Raw genomic sequence first — 26,491 nt, 5'->3', positions numbered from 1 at the left:
TACGTTTTGTAGTTACATCAAGCGCGGCGGCGGGAGATCTCGTAGAGGGTTACGCCGGTGGCGATGCCGGCGTTGAGGGACTCGGTGATGCTCGTCATCGGGATGGAGACGATGAGGTCGCAGTTCTCGCGCACCAGGCGGGCCAGGCCCTTGCCTTCCGAGCCGACGACCAGGACCAGGGGCTCGGTGGCCACGTCCAGGTCGGGGAGCTCGACCGCGCCGTCCATGTCCAGACCGACGACCATCAGGCCGGCGCTCTTGTAGGACTTGAGCGCCGTGTTGAGGTTGGTGGCCCGAGCGACCGGGATCCGCGCCGCGGCGCCGGCCGACGTCTTCCACGCCGACGCGGACATCGACGCCGTACGACGCTCTGGCACGAGCACCCCATGCGCACCGAACGCCGCCGCCGACCGGGTGATGGCGCCGAGGTTGCGGGGGTCGGTCACACCGTCGAGCGCGACGATGAGCGGCACCTCACCGGCCTCGTACGCACGGTCGAGCAGGTCGTCCGGGTGCGCATACTCGTACGGCGGGATCTGCAGCGCGACACCCTGGTGGGCGCCACCGCCGGTGACCCGGTCGAGCTCGGTCCGCGGCACCTCGAGGACGGACAGGCCGTGCTCGACCGCGAGCAGCGTGGCCTCGCGCAGGCGGGCGTCCCGTTCGGTGCCTTCGGCAACGTGTAGCGCGGCGGCCGGTACCCCGGCGCGCAACGCCTCGACGACGGGGTTACGCCCGTACACCCACTCGGTACCGGAGTCGTTGGACTTGCGGGCCGGGCGGTTGGACTGGCGGTCCTTGGCCCGCTCCTGCGCCTTCGCGCGCTTGTGCGCTGGGTGCTTGGTCCGGTCCACCGCCTTCGGCGTCGGGCCTTTGCCCTCGAGACCACGGCGGACGCGGCCACCGGATCCGGCCGTCGGGTTACCCCGCGGCTTCTTCCGGATGGCTCCCTTGCGTTGGCTACTGCCTGGCACTTCAGTTTCCTTCGGTCGTAGTCGTTCCCGAGTCGGCCGCGGCGATCGACCACCGCGGCCCCTGCGGGGTGTCCTCGACGGCGACGCCGAGTGCCTTCAACCGGTCGCGGATCGCATCCGACGCGGCATAGTCCTTGCGCTGCCGGGCGGCCGCGCGCTGCTCGAGCAGCGCGTGCACCAGCCCGTCCACAACCTCGGTGAGCTCGTCACCGGCACCGGAGCGCGACGCCCACGGCTCGGCCAACGGGTCCAGCCCGAGCACGCCGAGCATCCCGCGCACGGAGCCCAGGGCTTCCCGCAGCGCGGCCGAATCCCCGTCGGCGACCAGCTTGTTCCCGTCGCGCACGGTGTTGTGCAGTACGGCGACCGCCGCCGGCGTGCCCAGATCGTCGTCCATCGCAGCGGTGAAATCCGACGGCAACTCGGCCGACGGCTCGACCCCGCCGGTGACCTCAGTCGCCCGCGCGACGAAACCGTCGATCCGCTGGAAGCTCTTCGCGGCCTCGTCCAGCGCCTCGAACGAGAACTCGACCACCGACCGGTAGTGCGACTGCACGAGGTAGTAGCGCAGCTCGATCGGCCGCACCCGCTCGACGACGTTGCGCACGACGGCACTGTTACCCATCGACTTCGACATCTTCTCGCCGGCGGTGGTGACGAGCGCGTTGTGCATCCAGGTGCGGGCGAACTTCTGCCCGACCGCGGTCGACTGGGCCAGCTCGTTCTCGTGGTGCGGGAAGCGAAGGTCGAGCCCGCCGCCGTGGATGTCGAACTCGTCACCCAGGTACTTCCCAGCCATCGCCGAGCACTCGAGGTGCCAGCCCGGACGGCCGCGACCCCACGGTGTCGGCCAGGAGGCCGTCCGCGGTGTGCCTTCGGTGTAGCCCTTCCAGAGCGCGAAGTCGCGTGGATCCCGCTTGCCGCGCGGATCCGCGTCCTCGGCGGCCTCCATGTCCTGGATCTTCTGGTGTGACAGAGCGCCGTACGCCGGCCAGGACTTGACGTCGAAGTAGACGTCGCCGGACCCGTCCGGTGCGACGTAGGCGTGCCCGCGCTCGATCAGCGCGGCGATCATCTCCAGCATCTCGGGGATGTGGCCGGTGGCGCGCGGCTCGTACGTCGGGGGCCGGCAGCCGAGCACGTCGTACGCCCAGTGCAGCTCACGCTCGAACTCGTAGGCGTGCGCCCACCACGGCACACCCCGGTCGGCCGACTTGGCCAGGATCTTGTCGTCGATGTCGGTCACGTTCGCGATGACCGTGACCTGGTACCCGGAGCGCTCGAGCCAGCGCCGCAGGACGTCGAAGACGACCTCCTTGTAGATGTGCCCGACGTGCGGGGCACCCTGCACCGTCAGCCCACAGTGGTAGATCCCGACCTGGCCCGGGCGGACCGGTACGAAATCCCTCACTGTTGCTGTCGCGGTGTCATACAAGCGAAGTGTCACCACTCAAGGGTAACGGTCAGTGGCACCTCTCCTTGACAAGATGTCCCTGACCGCCCCCCAGCGCAGGAGGAGTCTTGTCGAACCAGGGCCCGTACGGACCACCACCCGGGCAGTACCAGGGACCGCCCCAGCAGTCCGGGCCCCCGCAGTACGGCCCTCCCCCAGGTGGTCCGCAGTACTGGGGTCCGCCGCAAGGCCCGCCCCCGCAAGGGCCCGGTTTCGGCTGGGGGTCGAACGGCTTCCCGCCGCCGAAGAAGAAGAGCAAGGCGCCCTGGATCGTCGTCCCCCTGGTGCTCGTCCTGGGGATCGGCATCGTCGGGTTGTGGATCTACGGGGTAGTGCAGAAGAACAAGCACCTGGCCGACGGCTACTCGAGCCCGCAACCGACGTACTCGTCGACGTACGAACCGACCGAGTTCCCGACGATCACCACCGCGCCGACGAAGGCACAGACCAACGCTCCGCCGCCTCCGGTCAAGACGACTCAGCCGCGACCGACGAAGACCACTCCGCCGCCACCGTCCGACAACGACCTGGTCACGAAGAACCGGATCTACAAGACCGGCGTGCAGAAGACGGTGAACTGCAAGGAGTCCGGCGCCCGCGCCAACAGCGCCGTCAACGCGCGCAAGTACTACAACGCCGTCCTCGCCTGCCTGGTCCGCGCGTGGCCGAAGCAGGTCGCGCTGTCCGGCGGTCGCTTCGTGGCGCCGCGCATGATCGCCTTCACCGGGCCGGTGGTGACACCTTGTAGCGGCGGTGCGCCGAGTTCGTTCTACTGCGGGGCGAACCGGACGATCTACATGGACACCAACGGGGACCTCAAGGAGTTCAAGCAGTACTCGACATACAACAACAGGACGGAGGCGCTGGCCTACCTGCGTGCGTCGATGACCGACACGGTCGCGCACGAGTTCGGGCACCACGTACAGAACATGACCGGGATCCTCGATGCGGAGGACAACCTCGCGTACCAGAGCAACACCACCAAGGCGCTGGAGCTGAGCCGGCGGCTGGAGATCCAGGCGACCTGTTTCGGCAACGTGTTCATGGGCGCGAACAAGAGCAGCTACGGCATGACCGGACTGCTGAAATCGCAGCTGGACTACCTGCACTCCCACCAAGGCGACGAGTACGGCGACCAGCCGGACCACGGCAGCCGGGCCGTCATCCCGCGCTGGGCGAACGCCGGTTTCGTCACCCGGAGCCCGTCCGCGTGCAATACCTTCACCGCAGCGGCGACGTACGTACGGTAATTACTCACCATTTCGTTTCCGTCGAATGGTTGATTCTTACCTGCGTCAGAGATCACGATGGTCGGGTAGAGCTCCGCCCCCGCTCCGCCCCGTGGAGGTTCACCGTGAAATCCGCCCTGTTCACCGGTGCCGCCGTAACTCTTGGCCTGCTCCTGGCCTCGACCGGCTCCGCCCAAGCCAGCAACCCTGACGCCACGGCGTCCCACCAGCCCACCCCGCAAGCCCGTCAGCACGGCATCGACAAGGCCGGCGACGCGTACATGGGCTGGGTGCAGAACACCACGACCACCGCCGCTCCGGCAGTGATGGCCCCCGCCGCCTCGGTCGAAGGCATCGACGTCTCCAGCCACCAGGGCAACGTCGACTGGGCCGGCCAGTGGAACGCCGGCAAGCGGTTCGCCTACTCGAAGGCGACCGAAGGCAACTACTACACGAACCCGTACTTCGCCCAGCAGTACAACGGGTCCTACAACATCGGGATGGTCCGCGGCGCCTACCACTTCGCCACCCCGAACGACTCCAGCGGCGCGAACCAGGCCACGTACTTCCTGGCCCACGGCGGCGGCTGGTCCCGCGACGGCAAGACCCTGCCGGGTGCGCTCGACATCGAGTACAACCCGTACGGCGCGACCTGCTACGGCCTGAGCCAGTCCGCGATGGTCAGCTGGATCCGCGACTTCCTCACCACCTACAAGAACCGGACCGGCCGTGACCCGGTGATCTACACGAACCTGGACTGGTGGAGCCAGTGCACCGGTAACAGCACTGCCTTCAACTCGACCAACCCGCTCTGGGTGGCCCGGTACGCCTCCGCACCCGGCACACTGCCCGGTGGCTGGCCGTTCCACACCATCTGGCAGTACAGCTCGACGCCGATCGACCAGGACCGGTTCAACGGCGACCAGTCCAGGTTGGTTGCTCTAGCCAACGGCTAGAAGGAAGGCAGCAGGGGAAATTCTGTTGCAGCGGTCGCATAGTCTCGATCGGTGAGCTTCTCTGTGCCGATCGAGACTGACCGCCTGACCCTGCGCCGGTACGTCGAATCCGACTACGACGACCTGCTGCGCCTGCAGTCCAACCCGGACGTCGCCCGGTTCCTCTTGTACGACGCTCGTACGCCGGAACAGGTCAAAGAAGCCCTTGTCGGGCGGATGACCGACGTACCGATGGATACCGTCGACCAGGCACTCACGCTCGCCGTGATCGAGCGCGAGAACGGTGTGCACCTCGGTGAGGTCACTCTGTTCGTGCAGAGCGTTGAGCAGCGGACGGGTGAGCTCGGGTACGTGTTCCATCCGGAGTCGGCCGGGCGTGGGTTCGCCACGGAGGCAGCTGTGGAGCTGCTGCGGCTGGCGTTCGAGGAGCTCGACATGCACCGCGTCATCGCCCGGTTGGACGCCCGCAACACGGCCTCGTCGAAGCTGCTGCAGCGCCTCGGCCTGCGGCAGGAGGCGCACTTCGTCCGCAACGAGTTCCTGAAGGGCGAATGGACCGACGAACTGGTCTTCGCGATGCTCGCCGACGAGTGGAACAAACGCTCGTAACTATTTGACTTACTCGCGACACAACAAGGCACACGTTCACCGCGACAGCCGGTCATGCCGGGTCTACCGTCGAAAGATGACCACCGCCCGTTCCGTCACCGCCCTGATTCTCGGTGTGGTTGTGCTGAGCGCCGGCAGCTTGCCGAGCGAGGCCGTCAAAGTAGCCCCACCGCGTCAGATCGCCTACCGCACGTGGACGTCGACCAGCGACTTCCTCTCCGGTGCCCGGGCCGGCACCACCGTCTCCGACGGCGCCCTCACGTTCGGGACGTCGACGGGCACCACGTCGTACGTCGACCCGTTCGGGGACGGCACCGCGAAGACGTACGACCAGACCAGTTGGACCTCGCCGAAGGTGAGTACCGGCTTCGGACTGACCGAGCTCGTCGCCTCCTGGAACGCGACCACGCCACCCGGGACCTGGATCGAGGTCTCCCTGGCCGGTACGACGGACGCCGGTGCGGCCACCAAGTGGTACGTGCTCGGCCGCTGGGCCGGTGGCGACGACACGGCCGCCGGCGACATCCACCGGACCTCCGTACCGCAGCAGGGCGACGCGAACGGATCCGTCTCCGTCGACACCTTCGTCGCCGCGTCTGGCCACTGGCTCGACCGGTGGCAGCTGAAGGTCACGCTGTACCGACTCAACGGCACCACACAGTCTCCGATCGTCCGCTCGGTGGGCGCGATGGCCTCCCGGCTGCCCTCCGACCCGAAAGTTGCCGTGAGCCCCCTTGGTGGCGCGGAGGGCGTCGTACTGGACGTTCCGACGTACTCGCAGGAGACGCATATCGGTCAGTACCCACAGTGGGACGGTGGCGGCGAGGCATGGTGTTCGGCCACCTCGACCGCGATGGTGCTGGACTACTGGGGTGCCGGTCCGACCGCAGCCGAGACCGCGTGGGTCGATCCGGCCGACTCGGATCCACAGGTCGACCACTCGGCCCGGTCCGTCTTCGACTACGCGTACGACGGTGCCGGCAACTGGCCCTTCAACACGGCATACGCCGGGACCCGCGGAGTGGACGGATTCATCACCAGACTGCGGTCGCTGACCGAGGCGGAGCAGTTCATCAAGGCGGGGATCCCACTGGTCGCGTCGCTGTCGTTCAAGAAGGGCGATCTGCCCGGTGCGGGCTACGGGACCAACGGACACCTGATGGTGATCGTCGGCTTCGACTCTGCCGGCAACGTGGTCGTCAACGACCCGGCGTCCCATCTGATCGCGAGCAACGACCAGGTGCGGACGACGTACGACCGGGCCGCGTTCGAGAACGCGTGGGTCCCGCACTCCGGCGGTCTCGTGTACGTCATTCACCCGCAGGGCATGCCGTTGCCGGCACCTGTGGATCCGCAGCACAACTGGTGAGAACAGCAGCGCCTGTCACACCGGGGGCGGTGTGACAGGCGCTGTTCTGTGCTGGTTCTCAGCGGGCGAAGAGTGCTCCGGTCAGGTTGGTCGTGAGGTTGCGGAGCGAGTCGGGCAGGTACTGGAGGTGCCAGCCGCGCGGGCCGCGGTACCAGGGGAAGCCCTCGTCCTCCTGGTCGGGAGTGGTGTCGGTGGCGACCAGTGCGTCGATCCAACGCTCCGAACCGCCCAGGACGACGGCGTACGGGAGTGCTCGCGAGCAGAGGTCCGCGTGCTGATCGACCGGCAGCTCGCTGATGTCCATCTCGAGCAGCTCGCCACGGATCGAGGCGACCTGACCAAGTACGCGGCCGGCCGCAGGCGCCTTGGCCGGCATGTAGCGGCCGACGACGATCAGACCCACGCCGACGACGGTGATCGCGATGCCGAGCAGACCCCAGGTCGTCAGCAGTGCGAGCACCACGGTGAGGATCACACCGACCACGGTGGTGCCGATGCCGATCGTCGCCCACAGCGAGCGGGTGCGGTCCGGGCGCTCGTTGAACCAGCCGCGCTTGACCACTCCGTCGTACAGGGCGTCCTGGACCTGGCCGAGGTTCGCCCGCACCTGACGGCCGAGCTCTGAGACCAGGACGGAGTCGGAATCGCCGAAGATCGCACGGATCAGGACGTTCTCGTAGCGATGCAGCTCCTCGGACGGCGCGTTCGCGACCCGACGCAGCTCCCAGTCCGGACGTGCGTACTCGGACTGATGCTCCAGCTCGATGATCGTGATGTGACCACGGACGGCCAGGTCGACGATGGTCGCGGTGACGTCGACCGGGTCGATGCGCTCGTCGATCAGCGTGCCGACCTCGCCGGGCCGCAGGTTGGACGGCGGGGTGAAGTTGATCTGGGTGTCCGTGCCGAGGCTGAACAGCGACGCCGGTACGACCTTCCGCGGGTCGACCCGGTCCCGGCCACGCAGCCGGTACAGGACGAACAGTGCGATCGCACCGAGCAGCAGGACTGCCAGTGCGGTCAGCAACTGGGCGGTGTCGGTGGAGAAGGCACGGGAGAACGTCTTGCGGTACTCGACGATCGAGTTCGCGGCGATCTGGCCTTCGGGAAAGCCGATCGTCATCTTGACCGTGTTCCCCGGCGGCAGGTTCGACTGCTGGAACGTCGGACCGGAGTTCTCACCGATCTGCGCCAGCGAGCACGGGATGTTGCTGTCGATCGGCCCGGCGAAGCAGGAGACGTGCGAGACCTCGGGGACGCTGTAGAAGATGTTCGCGTCCTGGATCGGCAGGTTGATACCGGTCAGCGGGGCGAACTGCAGCTCGGTACCGTTCAGCGTCTTCGCGACCGCACCCTTGACGGTGTAGGTGAAGTCCAGCTCGGTGGTGCCGCTGACGTCCGCGACCGCCACCGAGGTGACGTCGCCGTCGGTCTTCTGCTCGGTCTGCTTGGCCTGGCCACCGGCGGTGACGTGCAGGTCCTGGATCTCCTGGACGTGGTCGATGTCGTCGACCAGATGTTCCCTGGTCACGATGAACCGGGTGAACGTCCCGGTCACGTTGCTCAGCTTCCAGGTCTCGGAGACCCTCAGCAAGCCGTCACGTTCGACCCGGATCTGACTGTCGTAGTTGGTCACAACCGGGTCGGCGGCAGTACCGCCACCGGCCGCACCGGCCGGGACAGCGGTCAGGCCGAAGAGGCCGAGGGCACACAGGGAGAGCCCGAGGAGACGTAGACGCATCGCCCAATCACACCGTAGAGAGAGGGTCAGGTTGACACGGGCACCCTAGCGTCTGACAAGTGTCAGGAGACAGTGGGGACGGCTGGGTGAGCCCGTCACTCACTACGGTGACCGATTGTGTCAGGCAACCAATGGGGTCCCCCACCCGGACCGCAGTACCCGCCGCCTCCGCCACCTCCGCCGATGTCATGGCAGCAGGGACCGGCGTACGGCGGCCCTCCGCCACCACCCCCTTATCGGCCCGGGCAACCGCAGTTCGGCTGGGGACCGCCGCCGGGCGGACCGCGGCCCCCTAAGAAGGGACGTGGTGGTCTGATCGCGCTGTTCGTCGTACTGGGCGTGCTGGTGGTCGGTGTGGTCGCGCTGCAGCTGATCAGTGGTTTCCTCAAGCACAACGGCCCCGACTCGTACAGTGCGCCGGTTCCGACGGTGTCATCGACGTACAGCCCGACGTACGAGCCGTCGGAGAGCCCGTCTGTGGCGCAGACCACTACTGTGCCGACCAGTACCCAGCCGCCCCCGACTCGGCCCACCGCGCCTCGCACGACGGCCAAACCGACGGTCCGGCCGACTACGAAGCCCGGGCCGTCGGACACCGACCTGGTGGCGCGGAACAAGCTCTACAAGGTCGGAGCGATGAGCTCCGTCAACTGCCGGGAGTCCGCGTCCCGACCGGCCACGGCTGCCGGTGCCCGAGCCAACTACAAGAACCTGCTGGCGTGCCTGAACCGGGCCTGGGCTCCCCTGGTGACCAAGGCCGGCGGGCGCTTCAAGGGGCCGAACGTGGTGGCGTTCAGCGGCAGCATCCAGTCCCCCTGCGGGATCGGAGGGTCGGCCGGCGGACCGCCGTTCTACTGCGGGAACACCCGGACGATCTACATGAACCTCAACGAGGACATGGGCAACTACAACCGGTATCCGCAGTCGTACCAGAAGATCTGGGCGCGGATGTGGATGCTGCACCAGTTCGCGCACGAGTACGGGCACCACGTGCAGGCCCTGACCGGGATCCTGTCGGCCAGCGCAGACCTCCAGTACGAGGCGCAGTCCCAGGCGGCCGAGCTGGAAGTCGTCCGGCGCAAGGAACTGCAGGCGTCCTGCTTCTCGGACATCTTCATCGGCTCCAACAAGCGCAGCTACCCGGTCACGGGTCAGGCGCTGTACCAGTGGCAGTGGCTGATCGGGCACGTGACCGACCTCAACAACGACCACGGGGACCCCAACAACCACCAGTACTGGGCCACGCGCGGGTTCAACGGACGCAACCCGAGCGTCTGCAACACATTCACCGCCTCGGGTGCGAGGGTGCAGTAGGCGCCATACTGAGCCGACCGACCGGGCTACTGCGAGCCGACTGGCCGGAGTAACTAGCCTGGCGGGTCCGGATCACGCAAAGTATGTCCGGTGGGTGTGCGGCTGTCGCTGGGGGGAAGGAACCGACCGGCGCGGCTCCCGCACCCGATCAGCGCCGGACGTACCACGCAGACGGCTACACAGAGCATGGTTGTGAGGAGTATCGATGTCGGACAACTGGAACCCTTCCCGGGGGAGCGATCCGGCTGACGGTGATGAGCCGGTCGGCCCGCCGGAGCGCGCCGAGGGGGAAGGCCAGTCGCGGGAGGGCCAATCACGGGAGGGCCAGTCAGGGGAAGACGGCCGGCCGCAGGGAGGGCAGTCCGAGGGGGACGGGCGGCCGCGGACGTGGTGGACCGGGCCGACCGAGGCCAAGCGTGAGTTCCAGGACCCGGCGTCCGGTCAGCGCCCGCCGAACAACTGGTTCGGCCAGGGCTGGGCAAACCGCCGCCCGGTAGACCCCGACCAGCCCTCCACCTGGCAAACCACCCCAGAACAATCCCGCCCGACCCCACCCCAATCCAACCCAGCCCAATCCAACCCAGCCCAGCCCGGCCCAGCCCAGCCCGGCCCAGCCCAGCCCGGTCCGCCCCAGCCCGGAGCCGCGCACTCTGGACCGACCCAGTCCGGTCCAGCTCGGTCAGGGCCGCCTCAGCCCGGCCCAGGTCAGCCCGGCTCAGGTCAGTCCGGCCCTGCCTGGTCAGGTCCGGCTCAGCCTGGTCCAACGCAGCCGGGTTCATCGCAGTCGCGACCGCAGTCAGGTCCGACCCAGTCGGGTTCCGCACAGTCGGGACCGTGGTCCGGTCCGACCCAGCCCGGTTCATCGCAGTCGGGTCCGCAGGCCGGTCGTGCATCGCGTCCCGCGCCGCCCGGTCCGCCACAGTCGGGGCCGGGGCAGCCCGCTCAGCAGTCGTGGCAGTCCGCGCCGCAGCAGTCCCGCCCAACCCACTCAGGTCCTGGCCAATCAGGTCCAGGCCAGTCGGGCTCAGCCCAATCCGGTCCGGGACAGTCAGGTCCGGGGCAGGCTGGTCCGGGGCAGCAGGGTGGGGGTGGGGGTCAGGCGGGTGGGCCGTACTCGGAGAGTTCTTATTTGTGGGGTTCGCCGAATCAGGCGCCTCAGCAGTCGCCGTGGAGTAATGCGCTGCCGCCGCAGCAAGGGCAGGGTCAGCAGCAGCGGGGGCCTCGGCACTCGGCTGGTGGGGGTGGGCAGCTCGGGCCGATGGGTCAGCCGGTGCAGCAGGCTCCGACCTGGCAGTATCCGCCGATCCCGATCCCACAGCCGCCCGGTGGTGGTCGCCGGCGTAAGCCGAAGAAGACCTCCCGCGGTTTCCTGATCGTGCTGGTGGTTCTCGCCGTCGTGGTTGTCGGCTCCGGCATCACCCTGCTGGTCCGCAACCTCGGCAACGACGACAAGCAGGCCACCAACACCCCGACGACAGCACCCGCCTCGGAGACCCCGTCCGCGACGCCGTCGGAGACCCCGAGCCCCACACCGACCAAGCCCCCAGGCCCGACCGCGGACGAGATTGTCACGGCCAGCCCGCTGTACAAGGTCGGTCCGGTCCTGGCCTCGAAGTGTCTCGAGCCCCAGCTGGCTCCGGTCAACTACACGGTGACCAAGGCGTACTACAACGCTCTCCTGCCCTGCCTGAACAGCACCTGGTCGTCGGCGATGAAGAAGGCCAACCTGCCGTTCCGCAGCCCCAAGGCGGTCGTGTACGTCGGCAAGCTGACCACTCCGTGTGGCACCCAGCGCAGCGTGCGAGCGTCGTACTGCGATGCCAACGAGACCATCTACCTGCCGTTCTCGGTCGACAACTCGTACTACAGGTCGAACCCGATGTACACGCGGGCGATCATGCTGAACACGTTCGCGCACGAGTACGGTCACCACGTGCAGAAGCTGGCCGGCATCCTCGGATCGTCACAGGTCCGGGCGAAGTCGATGAACGCGGCCGACAAGCTGCAGGAGAGCCGCCGGCGTGAGCTGCAGGCGACCTGCCTGGGTTCGGTCTACCTGGGCGCGAACGCGGCGTTCACCCCGATGCGCGGCCCGCTCCTGGACAACTGGCGGTTCCTGATCGCGCACAGCGGCGACGACTACGCCCGCCCGCGCGTCCACGACCACGGCAGCCGGGTCAGCAACTACCAGTGGTCGATCGCCGGCTTCAACAAGAAGATGCCTGACGCCTGCAACACCTTCACAGCCACGGAACTAGCTGTTTCTTAGAACAGGCGGCGCGCGGTGGTGAGCGTGCCGCCGAACGCGGTGACGAAGTTGCTGAGCGACTCCCCGATGTCGGACAGGTGCCAGTTCTCTGGACCGGAGTACCAGCCGATGCCGGCATCGGGGTCGTCGTCGTCATCGGTCGCCGCGATCTCCAACGCCCACTTCTCGGTCAACCCGAGGACTGCGGCGTACGGAAGGCACCTGGACGCGAACTCGAGCCGGTGGCTCTGTGGCAGGTCCGCGGACGTCTCGTCGGCCAGGTAGCGCTGCAGACCGGCCACCCGACCCAGCACGGCGGCACCGCGGGCGGTACGAGCCGGTGCGGCCTGGCCGACCAGTGCGAGCACCAGACCGGCTGCCATCACCGCGATCCCAACCAGGGCGTACTTGCTGACGATCGCGAGCACGATGGTCAGTACGACGCCGGCACCGAGCAGCACCACACCCGCAGTGGTCCAGCGGTTCCGCACCGCGTCAGGACGGCTGTTGAACCAGCCCTGCGTGACGACATCGGCGTACAGCTGCTCGCGAACCAGGTTGAGCCGCGGCCGCAGTGAGTGGCCGAGCTGGGACACCACCGCGGAGTCGCCGTCCGCGAAAACCGCGTCCAGCAAGGCCTTCTCGTACGGAAGCAGCTCGGGACCGCCCTGGTGGAGTCGGCGCAGCTCCCAGTCCAGCTTGCCGAAATGTGTCTCGCGCGGCAGCTCGACGATGGTCAGGTAGTTGCGGACGGCAAGGTCCAGCAGGGTGGCGGTGATGTCGACGACATCGGCCGTCTCATCCACCACCGTGCCGACCTGGCCCGGCCGGATCCCGTCCGGTGCGGCGAACTGCGGACCGTCGGCGCCGTCCAGCACCGGGCGCTCGGGAGCGCCCTCGCCCACCTTGCCGGCGTCCCGGCCGCGCAAGAACCACAGCGCGACGGCGCCGAGCAGTCCGATGCCGAAGACAATGACCGCCAGGCCGATCGTGTGGGAGTCGACAGTGAAGGCCCGCCCGAGTGTCCAGCGAGTCTGGAACGTCGCGTTCGGCTTGACCGTTGCCTGGTCGCTCAGTCCGACCAGGAACGTCACGCGACCAGCCGCGGGTACGCCGTTCTGTTCGATCTGCAACGCGGCCGACTCAGCCAGCTGCGACGACGTACACGGCATGCTCGATCCGAGCCGTCCGGCGAAGCAGGTGACCCAGGTGGCGAACGGTACGTTGACGGTGAGGTCGGCCTTTGGGATCGACACACCGAAGCCCTGCACGACCGGCCAGCTCACCTCGCGGCCCTCGGTCGAGTCGGTCACGACGTTGTCGACGGAGTAGCTGTAGACGATCTTGGACTGACCGGACACGTTCAGCGTGAGCTTGTGCCCGCCGTCGATGTCGTCGTTGTGGAAACCCTGTGCTGGTTGGCCGTTCACCGTCGCCGACACATCGCTCAGACCATAGGTGCGGTCCCGCTCGTCGTCCGACCGGACCCGCGTGGCCAGCGTCCGGCTGAACGTCGTACCCCCGGCGGTCAGGTCGACCGTCTCCTTGACCTGCAGCACGCCGTCCTTGGTCAGCGTCGCCTGTGCCGAATAGCCAGTGATCTGGTCGTCCGCTGCCTGCGCAGGCAGCGTGCTCAAGGCAACAAGAGGAGCGGACAAGGAGATCAGCAGGGCAGCCGGGAGGAGTCGGCGCTTCAGTGACATGGGTCGAGAGTAGTCTCGTGCCGGTTCGTGCAGCCAACTCAAGGTGACGAGGGAGGCCAGTCCTGTGAGCAGCCCCTACGGCTACGGCCCGCCACCGGGACCCCCTCGCGGTGTGCTCCCACCACCGCAAGCAGCACCGTGGCCACCACAGGGTCCACGCCCTGGCCAGTTCGGTCCGCCGGTCCAGCAGTACCCGGGCCAATGGGCGCAGCCGTACTACGGCGGTCCAGGCCAGTTCAACGGGTTCCAGCCCCCACGCCGACGCGGTGGCGGTCTCCGGATCTTCGTCCTCGCGTTCATCCTGCTGATCTTCGTGGCGGTGTCGATCGCCGTGCTCGGCACCCTGCTCGGTGGCAGCAGCGGCACGTCGGCCCAGCCGGAGGTGACCGGTCCGACGATCGTGCCGACGGCCACCACGAGCCCGCAGAAGGGTACGGCGGAGGACTACCTGCTCAACGCGGACATCTACCGCACCGGCCCACTGGCTGCGCAGAACTGCCCGGCCGCAGACCTCGGCGACGGCAGCCTCGCCGCGCAGAAGATCTACTACCAGAAGCTCTTCAAGTGCCTGAACGACGCCTGGCGGCCGATCTTCCACGAGTTGGGACAGGACAAGCCGGACCCGGGCCTGGTCGTGTTCGACAAGCCGGTGAACACGCCCTGCGGAAGGTTTCAGCCGCTGTCGGGTCGCGTACTGGCGTTCTACTGCTACGGCAACCAGGTGATGTACACCGACGTCAAGCAGATGAACCGCGCGTTCGGTCCGAAGCAGGATCTGGCCTATCTGATGACGATCTCGCATGAATACGGTCACCATGTGCAGGGTGTGACTGGACTCTTCTACGCGCGTGCCGTGTACTTGCAGGACCACCCCGATGAGACCCTCGAAAGCTCGCGGCGCAACGAGTTGCAGGCGTCGTGCTTCGCGGGGGTGTTCAGCAAGGCGGTGGAGAATTCGTACCCGCTCACCAACCGGCTGGACGAGTTCAAAGAGCAGTCCAGCAACAGCTTCGGTGAAACGCCCGACACCCCGGAGGACGAGCGTACGCATGGCTTGGCGACCACTCAGGGCTTCTGGATCCAGAACGGTTTCAACATCGGTGCGAACAAGGCATGCAACACGTTCGCGGTCTCGGCGGATCTGGTGAAGTGACCGGCCGGCTGATCGGGGGCCGTTATCTTCTGGGGGAGCCACTCGGCTCCGGGGGCATGGGTTCGGTCTGGCGCGCCCACGACCAGCAGCTGGATCGCGTTGTCGCGCTGAAGCGCGCACACCCCGGAGTCGACGACCCGGACGGGCGGCGGCTGCGCCGAGAGGCACGCACCGGCGCCAGACTGCACGACCCGCACGTGGTCACCATCTTCGATGTGGTTGCCGACGGCGACGAGCACTGGCTGGTGCTGGAGTACCTGCCGTCGCGCAGTCTGGACGAGCTGATCTCCGCACGAGGCACTCTGCCGCCGGACGAGGTCGCACGGATCGGTCTGCAGATCGCATCCGCCTTACAGGCAGTGCATGCGGCCGGCGTGATCCATCGCGACCTCAAGCCCGGCAACATCCTCGTCACCACCGACGGTACGGCGAAGCTCGCGGACTTCGGTATCTCCCGGCGGATGTGGGCCGACGCGACGCTGACCGACGCCTCGACCGTCGGTACGCCGGCACACCTCGCCCCGGAAGTGGCCAACGGCAACGAACCCACGGAGGCGTCCGACGTCTTCTCGCTCGGCGCTGTTCTCTACTCCGCAGTGGAAGGGCACTCGCCGTTCGGTACCGATCCGAACCCACTGGTGGTGTTGCGTAAAGCAGCGCACGGAGAGCTCGAGCCGATTCGCCGGGCCGGTCCGTTAACGCCTCTTCTCACCCGCATGCTGGCCGTGGATCCCGCAGAGCGGCCGAGTGATGCCGAGGTGATCAGAGAGCTCGGCGGAGACGCCGTACTGGCTCCTGCGCGGCCTCGGCGACGCTGGGTGATCCCGGCGGCCGCCGGTGGCGTTGCTGCGGCGGTCGTACTGGCGTTGGTGCTGGCACATGCGTTTTCGGGTACGTCGTCGCCCGCCGCCAACTCACCGGCACCGCCCTCGGTGACTCCGCGCCCGACACCCACTCAGCTTCAGGTGGTGGGCAACGCGTTGACGGTGGACCCTTGTGCGCTGATCGACACCGCGACGCTGAGCAAGTTCGGGGATGCAACGCTGGAGCGCGAGTACGGCAACTTCGACCGGTGTGACGTCGTCGTGGAGGGGACGCGCGATCGGGAGGTCGACGTACGCGCCGAGCTCGACCTGCCGGAGGCCGGGGCCGAGCTGCCGCCAGGGAAGGTCCAGAAGTTCACGGGCAACCTGACCGCGGTGATTCGGGAGGAGATCGACGAAGGGGCGTGCGCGCGGGTGCTTGTGCTGGCCGACCACACCCAGGTGCTGGTTGAGGCCAGGCCGACCCAAGGCGACGGCCTGGATGTCTGCGCGATGGCGGAAGCCGTTACGCAGAAGGCGATCGCGGTGCTGAAGGCCGGTCCGATCCCCCGGCGCAGGCAACCGCTCCCGGCCGCGTCGTTGGCGCGTGTGGACGCCTGTTCGTTGCTGGACAACAAGGCCCTCGAGCTGATCCCTGGGGTGGACGCTACGCACCCGGAGACCTCGTTCGGCGGGTGGGGCTGCACCTGGGACAGTACGACGAGCGACCTGTCGGTGGACCTGCGGTTCGACCGGAACCAGCCGCTGAACGCGTCGGACGGAACACCCACGTCCTTGGCCGGCCGATCCGGGTTCCTCATGGACGGTGACGAAGGTCCGGGGACATGCAGTCTGCGGATCGTGTACCGGAAGTTCGTGGACTCGCACGGACAGGATGGGAACGAGCTCATCCACATGGTCTCGTCCGGTCCCGGCAAGCCGTCGTCACTGTGCGGCCTGCTCACCAAGCTCGGCACGGCCGTGGCATTGAACCTCCCCAAGGCCTGACGTGGAGCAGATCGGCCGGAGTCTTCCGCGTGACCAGGCCAGCCTGGCGCACGGCGTACCGGCTGCGGGTCCTGGCACGATCTTCGTCCTCACGGTCGCAGGTGGTGTTTCGGTAGACCCCGTACCCGGTCAGACCATTCTGTTCGGGCGGAACCGTCCTGAGGTCCACGTGTGTGTCGGTGAAGACGATCAGCGCGTCAGCCGACTGCACGGGTCGATCACCTACCGGTCCGGGCAGTGGTGGGTTACTGCGACCGGACGGCTGCCTCTTCGCTTCCCACACGCGCACACGCTGTTTGCGGGCGAGGAGGCCATACCGCTCGCGGCCGGCTACACACCGCTGTTCGTGCTGGGTACGAGCGGTCGTGAACACCTGATGGAGATCTACGTCGCCGGTGACAGCGGTACTCGGCCGGCGATCCGGCACACCGAGCCCACGCAGCCACCGCGGGTCTGGAAGCTCTCGGCTGACGAGCGGCTGGTGCTGACCGTGGTGGGCCAGCGCTACCTCCTCCACGAGCTTCACCCGCTCCCCCTGTCCTGGCGGCAGGCTGCGGACCAGCTGGCCGAGCTACAGCCCGACGCGGGCTGGACCGGCAAGCGAGTCGAGCACCTGGTCGCCAACGTACGTACGCGGCTCTCCCGCGACGGCGTCCCCGGGCTGACCCGGGAAGAGGTCGGTGAGCCGGTGGGGAACGCACTCAACGACAACCTGTTCGAGGCGCTGCTGCTGTCGACCACGCTGGTACCGGCCGACCTCGACGTACTCGATCTCTGAGTTCGGGAGGGGTCCCCGACGATCGGACTTAGCTTCGCGGGGTAGCGCCCCCTTCGGAGCAGGAGTCCCACCATGTTGCAGCAGCTCATCGCGGTGATCGCGGCCATAGCGGCCGGGCTCGTACCGGCCCAGAAGCCGCCTACCTCAGCCCCCGCCGACAGCCAGACCAGCGCCAAGGCCGCCCGGTTGGAGATCACGAGGGGCGGGACGCCGACGAAGCCGCTCGTGTACGACGGCCACGGCAAGGCGGTCGACGGGATCACGGTCGACGCCAGCAACGTCGTCGTACAGAACTACAAGATCGACAAGGCCGAGGCGCCCAGCGTCGAGGTGACCGGGAACCACATCACCGTCCAGAAGCTTACGATCACCAACCCCAAGGGCGGGGACGGCGACGGGCTGCGGTTCTTCGGCAACGACCTGAAGATCCTCGACAACACGATCAGCGGCGCGCGGAACACCGACGACCGGCACGCGGACTGCATGCAGACGTTCGCCGATGACACCCCGCCCAGCCAGCGGGTCCTGATCGAGGGCAACCGCTGCGAAAAGATCGACAACATGTGCCTGATGGCCGAAGGCCCGAACGACGGCGAGGGCGACGGGCACGGTCACAGCAACAACTTCACGTTCCGCAACAACTACTGCGAGACCCTCGATGCCTCGCAGGCGTTGATGATCGAGGACATCCAGCACCTCACCGTCACCGGCAACACCTTCGCCGCCGCCCCCGACAAGGCGATCGGCCTGGCAATCCACTCCACCGACGCCCACATAACCAAAAACAAGCTCAGCACCACCATCGAGTGCTACGTAGGAATCGACACCTCCTCCCGCCCCGGCTACCAAGGCCCCAAGCCGGGATGCGCCCCATGAGAGACAACGCAATCAACGCCCCCTGGTAAGACCACCCCACACCACCACCCCCAGGTCGCCCCGCCCACCCGACCACCCCCACCCAGCCCTCCCGCCACTCCCCCATTTGAGGGGCCGGCCCTTCAAATGGTGGGGTGCGCCGCAGGTATGCACCGCCGCAACCCACCATTTCAGGGGCCGGCCCCTGAAATGGCACAGGTCGCGCGCGGGGGGTTTAGCTGTTGGTGGGGGCGGGGCCGGTGGACTCGCGGAAGATTAGGCGGTTGATGTTGCCTGGGGTGGGGTCGGGGGTGGGGTCGCCGTTGATTTCGGCGAGGAGGCGGCGGATGCCGTCGCGGCCTTGGGTTTCGCGGTCGACGGCGACGGTGGAGATCGACGGCATCGAGAAGCGGCCCATCTCCTCGTCGTCCCAGCCGAACACGCTCAGGTCGCGCGGCACCTCCCACCCGCGCGACCGCGCCCCCCGGATCACGCCCATCGCGATCACGTCGTTCGCCGCCACCACCGCGGTGACCCCGCAATCGTCCGGCAGGCTCGTGATCGCGTCGTACCCGGACTGCCCCCGCCAATCACCGTCGACCGCACCGACCGATCGCAACCCGAGCCGCTCGATCGTCTCCAGGTAGACGCTCTTGCGATTGCGCGCCGAAGCGAACGACATCGCGCCTCCGACATGCAGGAAGGTCCGATGTCCCAAGGACTGCAGGTACTGGATGATCTCCCGCACCTCGGAAGCGTCCGCGAGCTCACCCAGCCCGCGCAGCTCGTCGTCGTACGTGACGCTCTCGACGAACGGAACCTGCCAGCGGCGCTTGCCTTTGACGGCGATCGAGGAGATGGCCAGGATCCCGTCGACCTGACCGGATCGCTCCAGGTCGTCGATCCGCTCCGCCCGCGCCTGCGCACCGCCCTCGACGCTCACCACCTCGACCTGGTACCCGGCCCGGTGGGCCGTCTCCGACGCCGCCGTGAGCAGCCGCCCGGGAAAGGTCTCGCCGGCCGCGAGAACGATCGCCAACCGGTTCGTCTTCCGCGTCCGCATCGACCGGGCGACCAGGTTCGGCCGGTAATCCAGCGCCTTGACCGCATATTCCACTTTGACCCGGGTCGTGGGTTTCAAACTGTCTTTGTCCTGCAAATACCGCGACACCGTCGTGTGCGACACCCCGGCCAGCCGGGCCACCTCGTGGATGGTCGACGGCCGCTTCGCCCCTGCGTCTGCCACGTTCCCCTCCTTGCGTCCCACCATCCGGAACGGCGGAGTACGAACGTTAGCCGATAGCCGCGCCGGGTGGGAGCGGTCCGCACAAATGGGCCGGCGCGAAGGGTTGACACCCCCTCGGGGCTGCGGTTAGCTACCGACTCAGAAGTGGATCGATCACTTTTTTATGGATTGACCCGAGGAGTGCCCGTGGCCGATGTTGACGTTGCTTCTCCGGCTCGCGCTGCCTCGCGCAAACTCTCGCTGTTCACGCGATTGCGCCGCGACTATCCCGTACTGCTGCTCGCGATCCCGGGAATGCTCGTCCTCTTCGCATTCCAGTATTTCCCGCTCTGGGGCAACGTCATCGCATTCCAGGATTACCAGCCGTACCTCGGCGTCAGTAAAAGCCTCTGGTCCGGCCTGCAGAACTTCACCACGATCATCAACGGCGACTCCGAATTCCTGAATGCGGTCAAGAACACGCTGATCCTGACCGCGATCCAGACGGTCATCGTCTTTCCGGCGCCGATCGTCGTCGCACTGGTCCTGCACAGCCTTCTGTCGAACCGGCTCCGCCAGTTCGTCCAGAGCGTGATCTACCTGCCGCACTTCATGTCCTGGGTGATCGTGGTCGCCGTCTTCCAGCAGGTACTGGGCGGGACCGGCATGATCAACAACTGGTTACGGTCGCACGGGTACGACCCGATCAACATCATCGGGAATGCCGACGCGTTCCGCGCACTCCTGACCTCCCAGGTGATGTGGAAAGACACCGGGTGGGCGACGATCTTGTTCCTGGCGGTTTTGTCACAGATCGACAGGTCTCTGTACGAAGCGTCCGCCGTGGACGGCGCCGGCCGTTGGAAACAGACCTGGCACGTGACCCTTCCGGGCCTGAAACCGATCATCATCCTGCTCTTGATTCTCAAACTCGGCGATTCGCTGACCGTCGGTTTCGAACAAATCATCCTACAGCAATCCGCGGTCGGCCGCGACGCGAGCGAAGTGCTCGACACCTATGTCTATAACAACGGAATCATCGGTGGCGATTGGGGCTCGGCCGCGGCCGTCGGCCTGGTGAAAAGTGTGGTCGCGCTGACCCTGGTCCTCTTGGCCAACAAATTGGCACATCGCCTCGGCGAGGAAGGGGTGTACCGCGGATGAGCGCCAAAGCACAACAGGTCCTGGTCGGCGGAATGCCGGTGCCGGGGCGCGCCGAGAAGATTGTCAAGGCCGTCTTTCTCACCGTGATCTGCGCCGTGGTGATCGTGCCTTTCATCGGCGTGATCTCGACGAGCCTCGCCTCACCCGAACAGGTCACTCGCTCCGGCGGCTTCGTGATGTTCCCGACCCACGGAATCGACCTGTCGGCCTACCGTTCGATCCTGTCCGGCGGGACCGTGACGCAGGCGCTGGTGATCAGCGGATTCGTCACCGCCGTCGGTACGGCGCTCGCACTTTTCCTCACCTGCACACTCGGCTGGGCGCTGAGCCGCCGCGGCTCGGTCGGCAACAAGCCACTCCTGCTGCTCGTGCTGATCAGTCTGCTCTTCAACCCGGGACTCATCCCGACGTACCTGGTGGTCCAGCAGTTCGGGCTCCTGAACAGCCTGTGGTCCATCATCCTTCCGGTCTCGGTGAGCGCGTTCAACGTGATCGTCGTACGGGCGTACTTCATCGGCCTGCCGGCCGAAGTGCTCGACTCGGCCCGGATCGACGGCGCTTCGGAGTGGAAGCTGTTCTGGTTCATCGGCCTGCCACTGTCGAAGGCGGTCGTGGCCGTCGTCGGTCTCTTCTACGCGGTCGGTTACTGGAACAACTTCTTCGGTGCGCTGCTGTACCTCAACGACAGCAGCAAGTGGCCGCTGCAACTGGTGTTGCGGACCTATGTCGTCAACGGCGTCGAGATCGGCGCCCAGGACCTGGGGACGGCGGGCGAGGCGCTCCCACCCCAGACGTCCATCCAGATGGCGATCCTGATGATTTCGGTGATCCCCATCCTGTGTGTCTATCCATTCATCCAGCGGCATTTCGCCAAGGGCGTGCTGACCGGCGCCGTGAAGGGCTGAGAGGGATTCAGATGAGTAATCACGATGTACGGCCGGTCACCCGACGGGCTCTCCTGGGCGGAATCGGTGCGCTCGGCGTGGCCGGTGCCATCAGCGGCTGCTCCAATGCCGGCCGCGGCGGCACCACCGCGGGCACCGACCCCTCGACGGAGTCGAAGGTCCGGCCGACCTATGTCCGGTACGACGGGGTCAAGCCGGAGTTCGCCGGTGAGGAGTACAAGATCCCGGACGCGTTCAGCCGTTACCCGGCCAACCCGGTGCAGGCCATCACCAAGCCACCGGGCGACGGCAAGCCGATCAATGTACTCACGTGGACAAACACACCGATCCCGCCGAAGGTCGAACAGAACACGTTCTGGCAGGAGTTCAACCAGCAGGTCGGATCGCCCGTCTCGGTGAGCCTGACTCCGTCGGTCGACTACGCACAGAAGTTCGCCACTGCGGTCGCGGGAGACCAGCTCGGTGACATCTTCCTGGTCGCCGGCGTCCCCCAGGTCACCCAACTGCTCGCCTCGAAGGCGGTGGACCTGACCCCGCACCTGTCCGGGGACAACATCAAGAAGTATCCCTTCCTCGCGAACCTGCCCGAGGTCGCCTGGAACGCGACCATCTTCGGCGGCAAGATCTACGGCGTTCCGATCTCGCGCGGAGCGATCAGCTCGCAGGCGCTGTACAGCCGCGGCGACATCCTCGAGAAACAAGGGCTGAAGGCAGCAGTCAAGAGCGCCGACGATTTCGTTGCCCTCTGCAAGGAACTGACCGACAAGCGGCAGAACCGGTTCGCGCTGGCGACGGCACCGACCCAGTTCGTCCGGAACATGTTCGACATACCGAACAACTGGAGCGAGAACGGCAAGGCCCTGGTCAGCTACCTCGAGCACGAGGCACAACCGGACGCGTTCGAGCTCCTGCGCAAGTTGTGGAGCTCGGGCTACATCCACCCGGACGCCTTCTCGGGACAGAACCAGGACATGAAGACGCGGTTCGCGAACGGCTCGAGCCCACTGGTCCAGGACACGTTCTCCGGTTGGCCGAGCTACCTGCAGACGGCGATCTCGAAGGAAGCCACGATCGCGATCATCCCGCCGCCGAAGCACGACGGCTCCGGCCAGGGCCGGATCTGGCTGGGCGCCCCCACCATCGGTGCGCCGGCCATCGGCTTCTCCGCGATCAGCAAGAAGGCCGAGGCGCGGGTGGAGACGCTGCTGGCGTACCTGAACTTCCTCGCGGCGCCCTTCGGCACCCAGGAGTACCTGTTCCGCAAGTTCGGCCGCGCCGGCATCCATCACACGGTCGTCAACGGCAACCCGGTCCTGACCGAGAAGGGCTTCAGCGAGACCCAGCTCGGCCTGATGTACCAGACGGATTCGCCGTGGACGATCTTCCTGCCGGAGAAGGCCGGCAGCAGCGAGGCCGAGTTCAACGCGATGAAACAGACCGTCCCGACCGCTCTCGCCGACCCGGCCGCCGGCCTGTTCTCCGAGACGAACATCCGCAAGGGCCCGCAGCTCGCCGCCGACATCACCACGGTCACCAACGACATCATCCAGGGCCGCAAACCCGTTTCCGCCTGGGCCGATACGGTCAAGAAGTGGAAGAGCGGGGGCGGCGACAAGATCGCCGAGGAACTCGCCCAAGCACTCGAAGCATCGCGCTAGGGCGTGGCTCTCAGTTCCTACGCCCTTACCGAGAGGAATACCGTTGCCCGACAGTTCCGCACCATCCCAGCAGATCGTCAGGTTCGCCGCAGTCGGCCTGGACCACGCACATATCCACGGCCAGATCGCCGGCCTGATCAACGCCGGCGCGGAGTTCGTCGCGATGGCGACCGACGACCCGTCGGCCGCGATCGCGGTCCAGGTCCGCGAGCGGTACCCCGACGTTCCCGTGGTCGACGATCCCGACGCGTTGATCGGCCGGGACGGCATCGACCTGATCGTGACCGCCGCCGTACCCGATCGGCGCGGGCCCATCGCGGTCGCTGCCTTGCGGGCGGGTAAGGACGTGGTCGCCGACAAGCCCGGCTGTGTAACGTTCGACCAACTGGAGGAGATCGAGAAGGCGGTCGCCGAGAGTGGCCGGTTCTGGTCGGTGACGTTCTCCGAGCGCTTCGAGGTCCGCTGCGTGGTCAAGGCCGGCGAGCTCGCCCGCGACGGGCGGATCGGCACCGTCGTACAGACTCTCGGGCTCGGTCCGCACCGGATCGGCGACCGCGGCCATCTCGGTGGCGGCGCCGGTCGGCCGGACTGGTTCTTCGAGAAGGAGCGGTACGGCGGGATCCTGGCCGATATCGCGTCCCACCAGATCGACCAGTTCCTCTGGTTCACCGGCGCCCGCACCGCCGAGGTCGTGGCCAGCTCGGTCGGGAACTTCGCCAACCCGGACAGGCCCGGCCTGCAGGACTTCGGCGACATCCTGCTGCGCAGCCAGAACGCGCAGGGGTACATCCGGGTCGACTGGTACACCCCCGCCGGCTTGCCGACCTGGGGTGACGGCCGGCTGATGATCCTCGGCACCGAGGGGTACATCGAGCTGCGCAAGTACGTCGACATCGCGGGCCGCGACGGTGGTGATCATCTCTTCCTGGTCGATCAGGACGGCATGCAGCACATCGACTGCTCCGACGTCGAGCTCACCTACTTCGCGGACCTGTTGAACGACGTACGCAATCGGACCACGACCGCGGCGCCGCAGCAGCACACCTTCGAGACGATGCGGCTGGCCCTGACGGCCCAGCAGAATGCGGCCATCCGCGGAGCCGCCCAATGACGGCCGAGCTGAAGGTTGCCATCGTCGGTGCCGGCAACATCAGCCGCGCGCACGCGAAGGCGTACGCCGCCACCGGCCGGATCACCCTCGTCGGTGTCGCCGACATCGTGCGGGCGAAGGCCGAGGAGTCGGCGGCGACGTACGGTTCGAAGCCGTACGGCGGGGTCACGGAGCTGCTGGCGGCAGAGGAGCCCGAACTGGTCTCGGTGTCCACGCCTCCCAGCAGCCACGCGGAGATCGCGATCGAGATCCTGGCGGCCGGCAAGTCGGTCCTGCTCGAGAAACCGCCGGTGTTGAGTCTGGCGGAGCTGGATGCTGTCGCTGAGGCCGAGAAGGCGAGTGCGGGCTCGGTCTACGTGATCTTTCAGCACCGGCACGGGTCCGGCGGATTGCGCGCCGCGAAGCTGCTGGGCAGCGGCGCGCTCGGTGTGCCGCAGGTCGCTGTCTGCGAGACGCTGTGGTTCCGGCCGGTCAGCTACTTCGATCCGGAGTGGCGCGGCACCTGGGTCGGCGAGGGTGGCGGGCCGACGCTCGGCCACGGCATCCACCAGATCGATCTCCTACTGCATCTCCTCGGTCCTTGGCGCACGATCAATGCGACGGCAGTCCGGCTGGATCGGCCGGTCGAGTTCGAGGATGTGTCGATGGCGTCGGTGATCTTCGAGAGCGGTGCGGTGGCGACCGTGATCAACAGCCTGCTGTCGCCCCGGGAGCTGAGCCGGATCCGGATCGACACGACCGGCGGGACCCTCGAGGTCGACCACGTCTACGGCTACTCCGATACCGACTGGTCGTTCTCGCCCGCACCGGGCGCGGCCAAGGCAGCCACGCTAGGCCTCGATCCCGGCACCCAGAAACCACAGTCCGAGATCGGCGACAGCACGACCGACCCATGGACGGCCTCAGCGGGCGACGACATACCAAGCAACCACCAAGCCCAAATCGCCCACCTAGTAGACGACATGCTGGCCGGCCGGCCCCACGAGACAACGCTAGCCAGCACCCGCCCAACCATGGAGTTCGTCACCGCCCTCTACGCCTCAGCCATCACCGGCACCCAAATCCACCGCACCGACCTCACCCCGGGCCACCCGTTCTACACAGCCCTCAACGGCGGCACCCCCCAAACCACGATCACCCAGGCGTTCTCTGCCTAGAGGCCGGAGCAGCCGCAGGACTGTCTGTAGGTGTAGCGGACCGGGAGCTCGATGTGGGCGGGGGCTGTGGGGCCGGTGTCGATGATGGCGAAGAGCTTCTCCGTGGCGACCCGGGCCATTTCTTCGGCTGGGACGCTGACGGTGGAGATCATTGGTGTGGTCAGGCGGGACAGACCGAAGTCGTCGAATCCGACGATGGAGATCTGACCTGGTACGTCGATGCCGGCGGCGGTCAGGGCGCGTAGGCCGCCGACGGCCATGTCGTCGTTGGCGAAGACGATTCCGTCGACCTGGCCTGGATCCGCCAGCAACCGCTCGACCGCTGCAACTCCGGAGGCCTCGCTGAGATCTCCTTCGACCACGGTCGGCTCGAGGCCGGCCGCGTCTACCGCCCGGAGAAAACCGGAGCGCCGGTCGATCCCGGTCTGGTGGTCGAGCGTGCCGGTGACGTGCATCAGGTCGCGCCGGCCATGGACCTCGATCAGATGGCGGGTGATCGTCTCACTCGCGGTGACGTCGTCCACGCCGACGCTGACGGAGTCGACCAGCGACGGGAAGTTCCCGATCAGGACCGCGGGCAGCCCGGAGGCGACCAACGCCTCCATGTTCGGATCGTCGATCGCGGCGCTGGTGACGATCACACCGTCGGCCGATCGGGCGCGGAGCACGCGCTCGTACGCGGTACCGGAGTCACCGTCACTCGTCGACACGATGACCTGCGCGCCATGACTGGTCGCCACCGTGGCCAGGCCGGTGAGGATGTGCATGAAATAGAGGTGCCCGAAGGTGTGCTCGGACGTGTTCGGCACGATCAACGCCACCGCGCCGGCCTCCTGGCGGCGCAGGGCGCGGCCCGCCGAGCTGGGCACGTAGCCCAGCTCGGCGACCGCCTTCTCGACCCGAGCCCTGGTGCCGACGCTGATCCTGGTGTTACCGGCCAGCGCCATCGACACCGTGGCGGGCGTGACGCCCACCCGATCCGCGACCTGGGAGATCGTGACCCTCTTGTTCGCGGCCATCCTCAGCTCAGGACTCTCGGGTCGCTGCACCTCAGCTGGTCATCGGGTGTTCCGTTCAT

Annotated in this window: 21 protein-coding genes; 15 read left to right on the top strand and 6 right to left on the bottom strand. The window is 67.2% G+C overall.

Annotated elements, in window-relative coordinates; genetic code table 11:
• Positions 1-17 precede the first annotated feature (17 nt).
• Both rlmB and cysS read right to left on the bottom strand, forming a co-directional pair.
• Positions 18-974, bottom strand: coding sequence for a 23S rRNA (guanosine(2251)-2'-O)-methyltransferase RlmB (gene rlmB, locus ACWF4Z_RS20080; protein ID WP_452244593.1), 957 nt, complete (start codon positions 972-974; stop codon positions 18-20).
• 1 nt (position 975) lies between these two features.
• Positions 976-2,421, bottom strand: coding sequence for a cysteine--tRNA ligase (gene cysS / locus ACWF4Z_RS20075; protein WP_452244592.1), 1,446 nt, complete (start codon positions 2,419-2,421; stop codon positions 976-978).
• Positions 2,422-2,495: 74 nt separating this feature from the next.
• Here cysS and ACWF4Z_RS20070 point away from each other — a divergent pair, with 74 nt between their 5' ends.
• The 4 genes from ACWF4Z_RS20070 (at position 2,496) to ACWF4Z_RS20055 (ending at position 6,590) form a co-directional block, all read left to right on the top strand.
• The gene (locus ACWF4Z_RS20070; protein WP_452244591.1) at positions 2,496-3,677 is read left to right on the top strand and encodes a neutral zinc metallopeptidase; all 1,182 of its coding nucleotides are present in this window, start codon (positions 2,496-2,498) and stop codon (positions 3,675-3,677) included.
• A gap of 104 nt (positions 3,678-3,781) precedes the next feature.
• On the top strand, positions 3,782-4,612 hold the full coding sequence (locus ACWF4Z_RS20065; protein WP_452244590.1) for a lysozyme: 831 nt from the start codon (positions 3,782-3,784) through the stop codon (positions 4,610-4,612).
• A 51-nt stretch (positions 4,613-4,663) separates the two neighbouring features.
• Positions 4,664-5,221, top strand: a complete 558-nt coding sequence (locus ACWF4Z_RS20060; protein ID WP_452244589.1) for a GNAT family N-acetyltransferase — start codon at positions 4,664-4,666, stop codon at positions 5,219-5,221.
• 76 nt (positions 5,222-5,297) lie between these two features.
• The gene (locus ACWF4Z_RS20055) at positions 5,298-6,590 is read left to right on the top strand and encodes a peptidase C39 family protein (RefSeq protein ID WP_452244588.1); all 1,293 of its coding nucleotides are present in this window, start codon (positions 5,298-5,300) and stop codon (positions 6,588-6,590) included.
• 58 nt (positions 6,591-6,648) lie between these two features.
• Here ACWF4Z_RS20055 and ACWF4Z_RS20050 read toward each other — a convergent pair whose 3' ends face one another.
• A complete protein-coding gene (locus tag ACWF4Z_RS20050; protein ID WP_452244587.1) occupies positions 6,649-8,331 on the bottom strand; it encodes a DUF2207 domain-containing protein in 1,683 nt (560 codons plus the stop codon).
• Positions 8,332-8,514: 183 nt separating this feature from the next.
• On the opposite strand from ACWF4Z_RS20050, the gene ACWF4Z_RS20045 reads away from it, so the two are divergent.
• Together ACWF4Z_RS20045 and ACWF4Z_RS20040 are read left to right on the top strand one after the other, a co-directional pair.
• Complete coding sequence (locus tag ACWF4Z_RS20045; protein WP_452244586.1) at positions 8,515-9,645, top strand: neutral zinc metallopeptidase; 1,131 nt, start codon at positions 8,515-8,517, stop codon at positions 9,643-9,645.
• Between the two features lie 1,258 nt (positions 9,646-10,903).
• A complete protein-coding gene (locus ACWF4Z_RS20040) occupies positions 10,904-11,914 on the top strand; it encodes a neutral zinc metallopeptidase (RefSeq protein WP_452244585.1) in 1,011 nt (336 codons plus the stop codon).
• Here the strand turns inward: ACWF4Z_RS20040 and ACWF4Z_RS20035 are convergent.
• Positions 11,911-13,596 (bottom strand): DUF2207 domain-containing protein, encoded by a 1,686-nt coding sequence (locus ACWF4Z_RS20035; RefSeq protein WP_452244584.1) that lies wholly within the window; start codon positions 13,594-13,596, stop codon positions 11,911-11,913. The two genes, ACWF4Z_RS20040 and ACWF4Z_RS20035, sit on opposite strands and share 4 nt — an antisense overlap.
• 64 nt (positions 13,597-13,660) lie before the next feature.
• Here ACWF4Z_RS20035 and ACWF4Z_RS20030 point away from each other — a divergent pair, with 64 nt between their 5' ends.
• The 4 genes from ACWF4Z_RS20030 to ACWF4Z_RS20015 all read left to right on the top strand — a co-directional run bounded on the left by ACWF4Z_RS20030 (position 13,661) and on the right by ACWF4Z_RS20015 (position 18,214).
• Positions 13,661-14,749: a neutral zinc metallopeptidase gene (locus tag ACWF4Z_RS20030; protein ID WP_452244583.1), complete on the top strand. Its 1,089-nt coding sequence runs from the start codon at positions 13,661-13,663 to the stop codon at positions 14,747-14,749.
• Positions 14,710-16,560 (top strand): protein kinase domain-containing protein, encoded by a 1,851-nt coding sequence (locus tag ACWF4Z_RS20025; protein ID WP_452244582.1) that lies wholly within the window; start codon positions 14,710-14,712, stop codon positions 16,558-16,560. Before ACWF4Z_RS20030 ends, ACWF4Z_RS20025 begins: the two co-directional genes overlap by 40 nt.
• 1 nt (position 16,561) lies before the next feature.
• Positions 16,562-17,338, top strand: coding sequence for an FHA domain-containing protein (locus tag ACWF4Z_RS20020; protein WP_452244581.1), 777 nt, complete (start codon positions 16,562-16,564; stop codon positions 17,336-17,338).
• 72 nt (positions 17,339-17,410) lie between these two features.
• The gene (locus ACWF4Z_RS20015) at positions 17,411-18,214 is read left to right on the top strand and encodes a right-handed parallel beta-helix repeat-containing protein (protein ID WP_452244580.1); all 804 of its coding nucleotides are present in this window, start codon (positions 17,411-17,413) and stop codon (positions 18,212-18,214) included.
• Positions 18,215-18,428: 214 nt separating this feature from the next.
• Here the strand turns inward: ACWF4Z_RS20015 and ACWF4Z_RS20010 are convergent, their stop codons facing one another.
• Positions 18,429-19,439, bottom strand: a complete 1,011-nt coding sequence (locus ACWF4Z_RS20010) for a LacI family DNA-binding transcriptional regulator (protein WP_452244579.1) — start codon at positions 19,437-19,439, stop codon at positions 18,429-18,431.
• Positions 19,440-19,505: 66 nt separating this feature from the next.
• On the opposite strand from ACWF4Z_RS20010, the gene ACWF4Z_RS20005 reads away from it, so the two are divergent.
• From ACWF4Z_RS20005 to ACWF4Z_RS19985, 5 genes are read left to right on the top strand one after another with little or no spacing between them, the layout of a single operon-like run.
• Positions 19,506-20,582, top strand: coding sequence for an ABC transporter permease (locus tag ACWF4Z_RS20005; protein WP_452244578.1), 1,077 nt, complete (start codon positions 19,506-19,508; stop codon positions 20,580-20,582).
• Positions 20,579-21,487 carry a carbohydrate ABC transporter permease gene (locus ACWF4Z_RS20000; RefSeq protein ID WP_452244577.1) on the top strand — a complete coding sequence of 303 codons (909 nt, stop codon included), beginning with the start codon at positions 20,579-20,581 and terminating at the stop codon, positions 21,485-21,487. Before ACWF4Z_RS20005 ends, ACWF4Z_RS20000 begins: the two co-directional genes overlap by 4 nt.
• An 11-nt stretch (positions 21,488-21,498) precedes the next feature.
• A complete protein-coding gene (locus tag ACWF4Z_RS19995; RefSeq protein WP_452244576.1) occupies positions 21,499-23,145 on the top strand; it encodes an extracellular solute-binding protein in 1,647 nt (548 codons plus the stop codon).
• A 43-nt stretch (positions 23,146-23,188) separates the two neighbouring features.
• Positions 23,189-24,256 carry a Gfo/Idh/MocA family protein gene (locus ACWF4Z_RS19990; RefSeq protein ID WP_452244575.1) on the top strand — a complete coding sequence of 356 codons (1,068 nt, stop codon included), beginning with the start codon at positions 23,189-23,191 and terminating at the stop codon, positions 24,254-24,256.
• On the top strand, positions 24,253-25,413 hold the full coding sequence (locus ACWF4Z_RS19985; protein WP_452244574.1) for a Gfo/Idh/MocA family protein: 1,161 nt from the start codon (positions 24,253-24,255) through the stop codon (positions 25,411-25,413). Before ACWF4Z_RS19990 ends, ACWF4Z_RS19985 begins: the two co-directional genes overlap by 4 nt.
• Here ACWF4Z_RS19985 and ACWF4Z_RS19980 read toward each other — a convergent pair.
• Positions 25,410-26,432 (bottom strand): LacI family DNA-binding transcriptional regulator, encoded by a 1,023-nt coding sequence (locus tag ACWF4Z_RS19980; protein WP_452244573.1) that lies wholly within the window; start codon positions 26,430-26,432, stop codon positions 25,410-25,412. The two genes, ACWF4Z_RS19985 and ACWF4Z_RS19980, sit on opposite strands and share 4 nt — an antisense overlap.
• Between the last annotated feature and the right edge of the window lie 59 nt (positions 26,433-26,491).

Source organism: Kribbella sp. NPDC055071 (assembly GCF_053608045.1).
The sequence above is the reverse complement of the archived record's forward strand: the minus strand, read 5'-3'. Positions and strand labels throughout refer to the sequence as shown.

Coding starts and splice junctions, on each gene's coding strand:
- ACWF4Z_RS20055 (WP_452244588.1), top strand. CDS start 5,298: ATGACCACCGCCCGTTCCGTCACCGCCCTGATTCTCGGTGTGGTTGTG.
- ACWF4Z_RS20050 (WP_452244587.1), bottom strand. CDS start 8,331: ATGCGTCTACGTCTCCTCGGGCTCTCCCTGTGTGCCCTCGGCCTCTTC.
- ACWF4Z_RS20045 (WP_452244586.1), top strand. CDS start 8,515: ATGTCATGGCAGCAGGGACCGGCGTACGGCGGCCCTCCGCCACCACCC.
- ACWF4Z_RS20040 (WP_452244585.1), top strand. CDS start 10,904: ATGGGTCAGCCGGTGCAGCAGGCTCCGACCTGGCAGTATCCGCCGATC.
- ACWF4Z_RS20035 (WP_452244584.1), bottom strand. CDS start 13,596: ATGTCACTGAAGCGCCGACTCCTCCCGGCTGCCCTGCTGATCTCCTTG.
- ACWF4Z_RS20025 (WP_452244582.1), top strand. CDS start 14,710: ATGCAACACGTTCGCGGTCTCGGCGGATCTGGTGAAGTGACCGGCCGG.
- ACWF4Z_RS20015 (WP_452244580.1), top strand. CDS start 17,411: ATGTTGCAGCAGCTCATCGCGGTGATCGCGGCCATAGCGGCCGGGCTC.
- ACWF4Z_RS20000 (WP_452244577.1), top strand. CDS start 20,579: ATGAGCGCCAAAGCACAACAGGTCCTGGTCGGCGGAATGCCGGTGCCG.
- ACWF4Z_RS19995 (WP_452244576.1), top strand. CDS start 21,499: ATGAGTAATCACGATGTACGGCCGGTCACCCGACGGGCTCTCCTGGGC.
- ACWF4Z_RS19985 (WP_452244574.1), top strand. CDS start 24,253: ATGACGGCCGAGCTGAAGGTTGCCATCGTCGGTGCCGGCAACATCAGC.
- ACWF4Z_RS19980 (WP_452244573.1), bottom strand. CDS start 26,432: ATGGCCGCGAACAAGAGGGTCACGATCTCCCAGGTCGCGGATCGGGTG.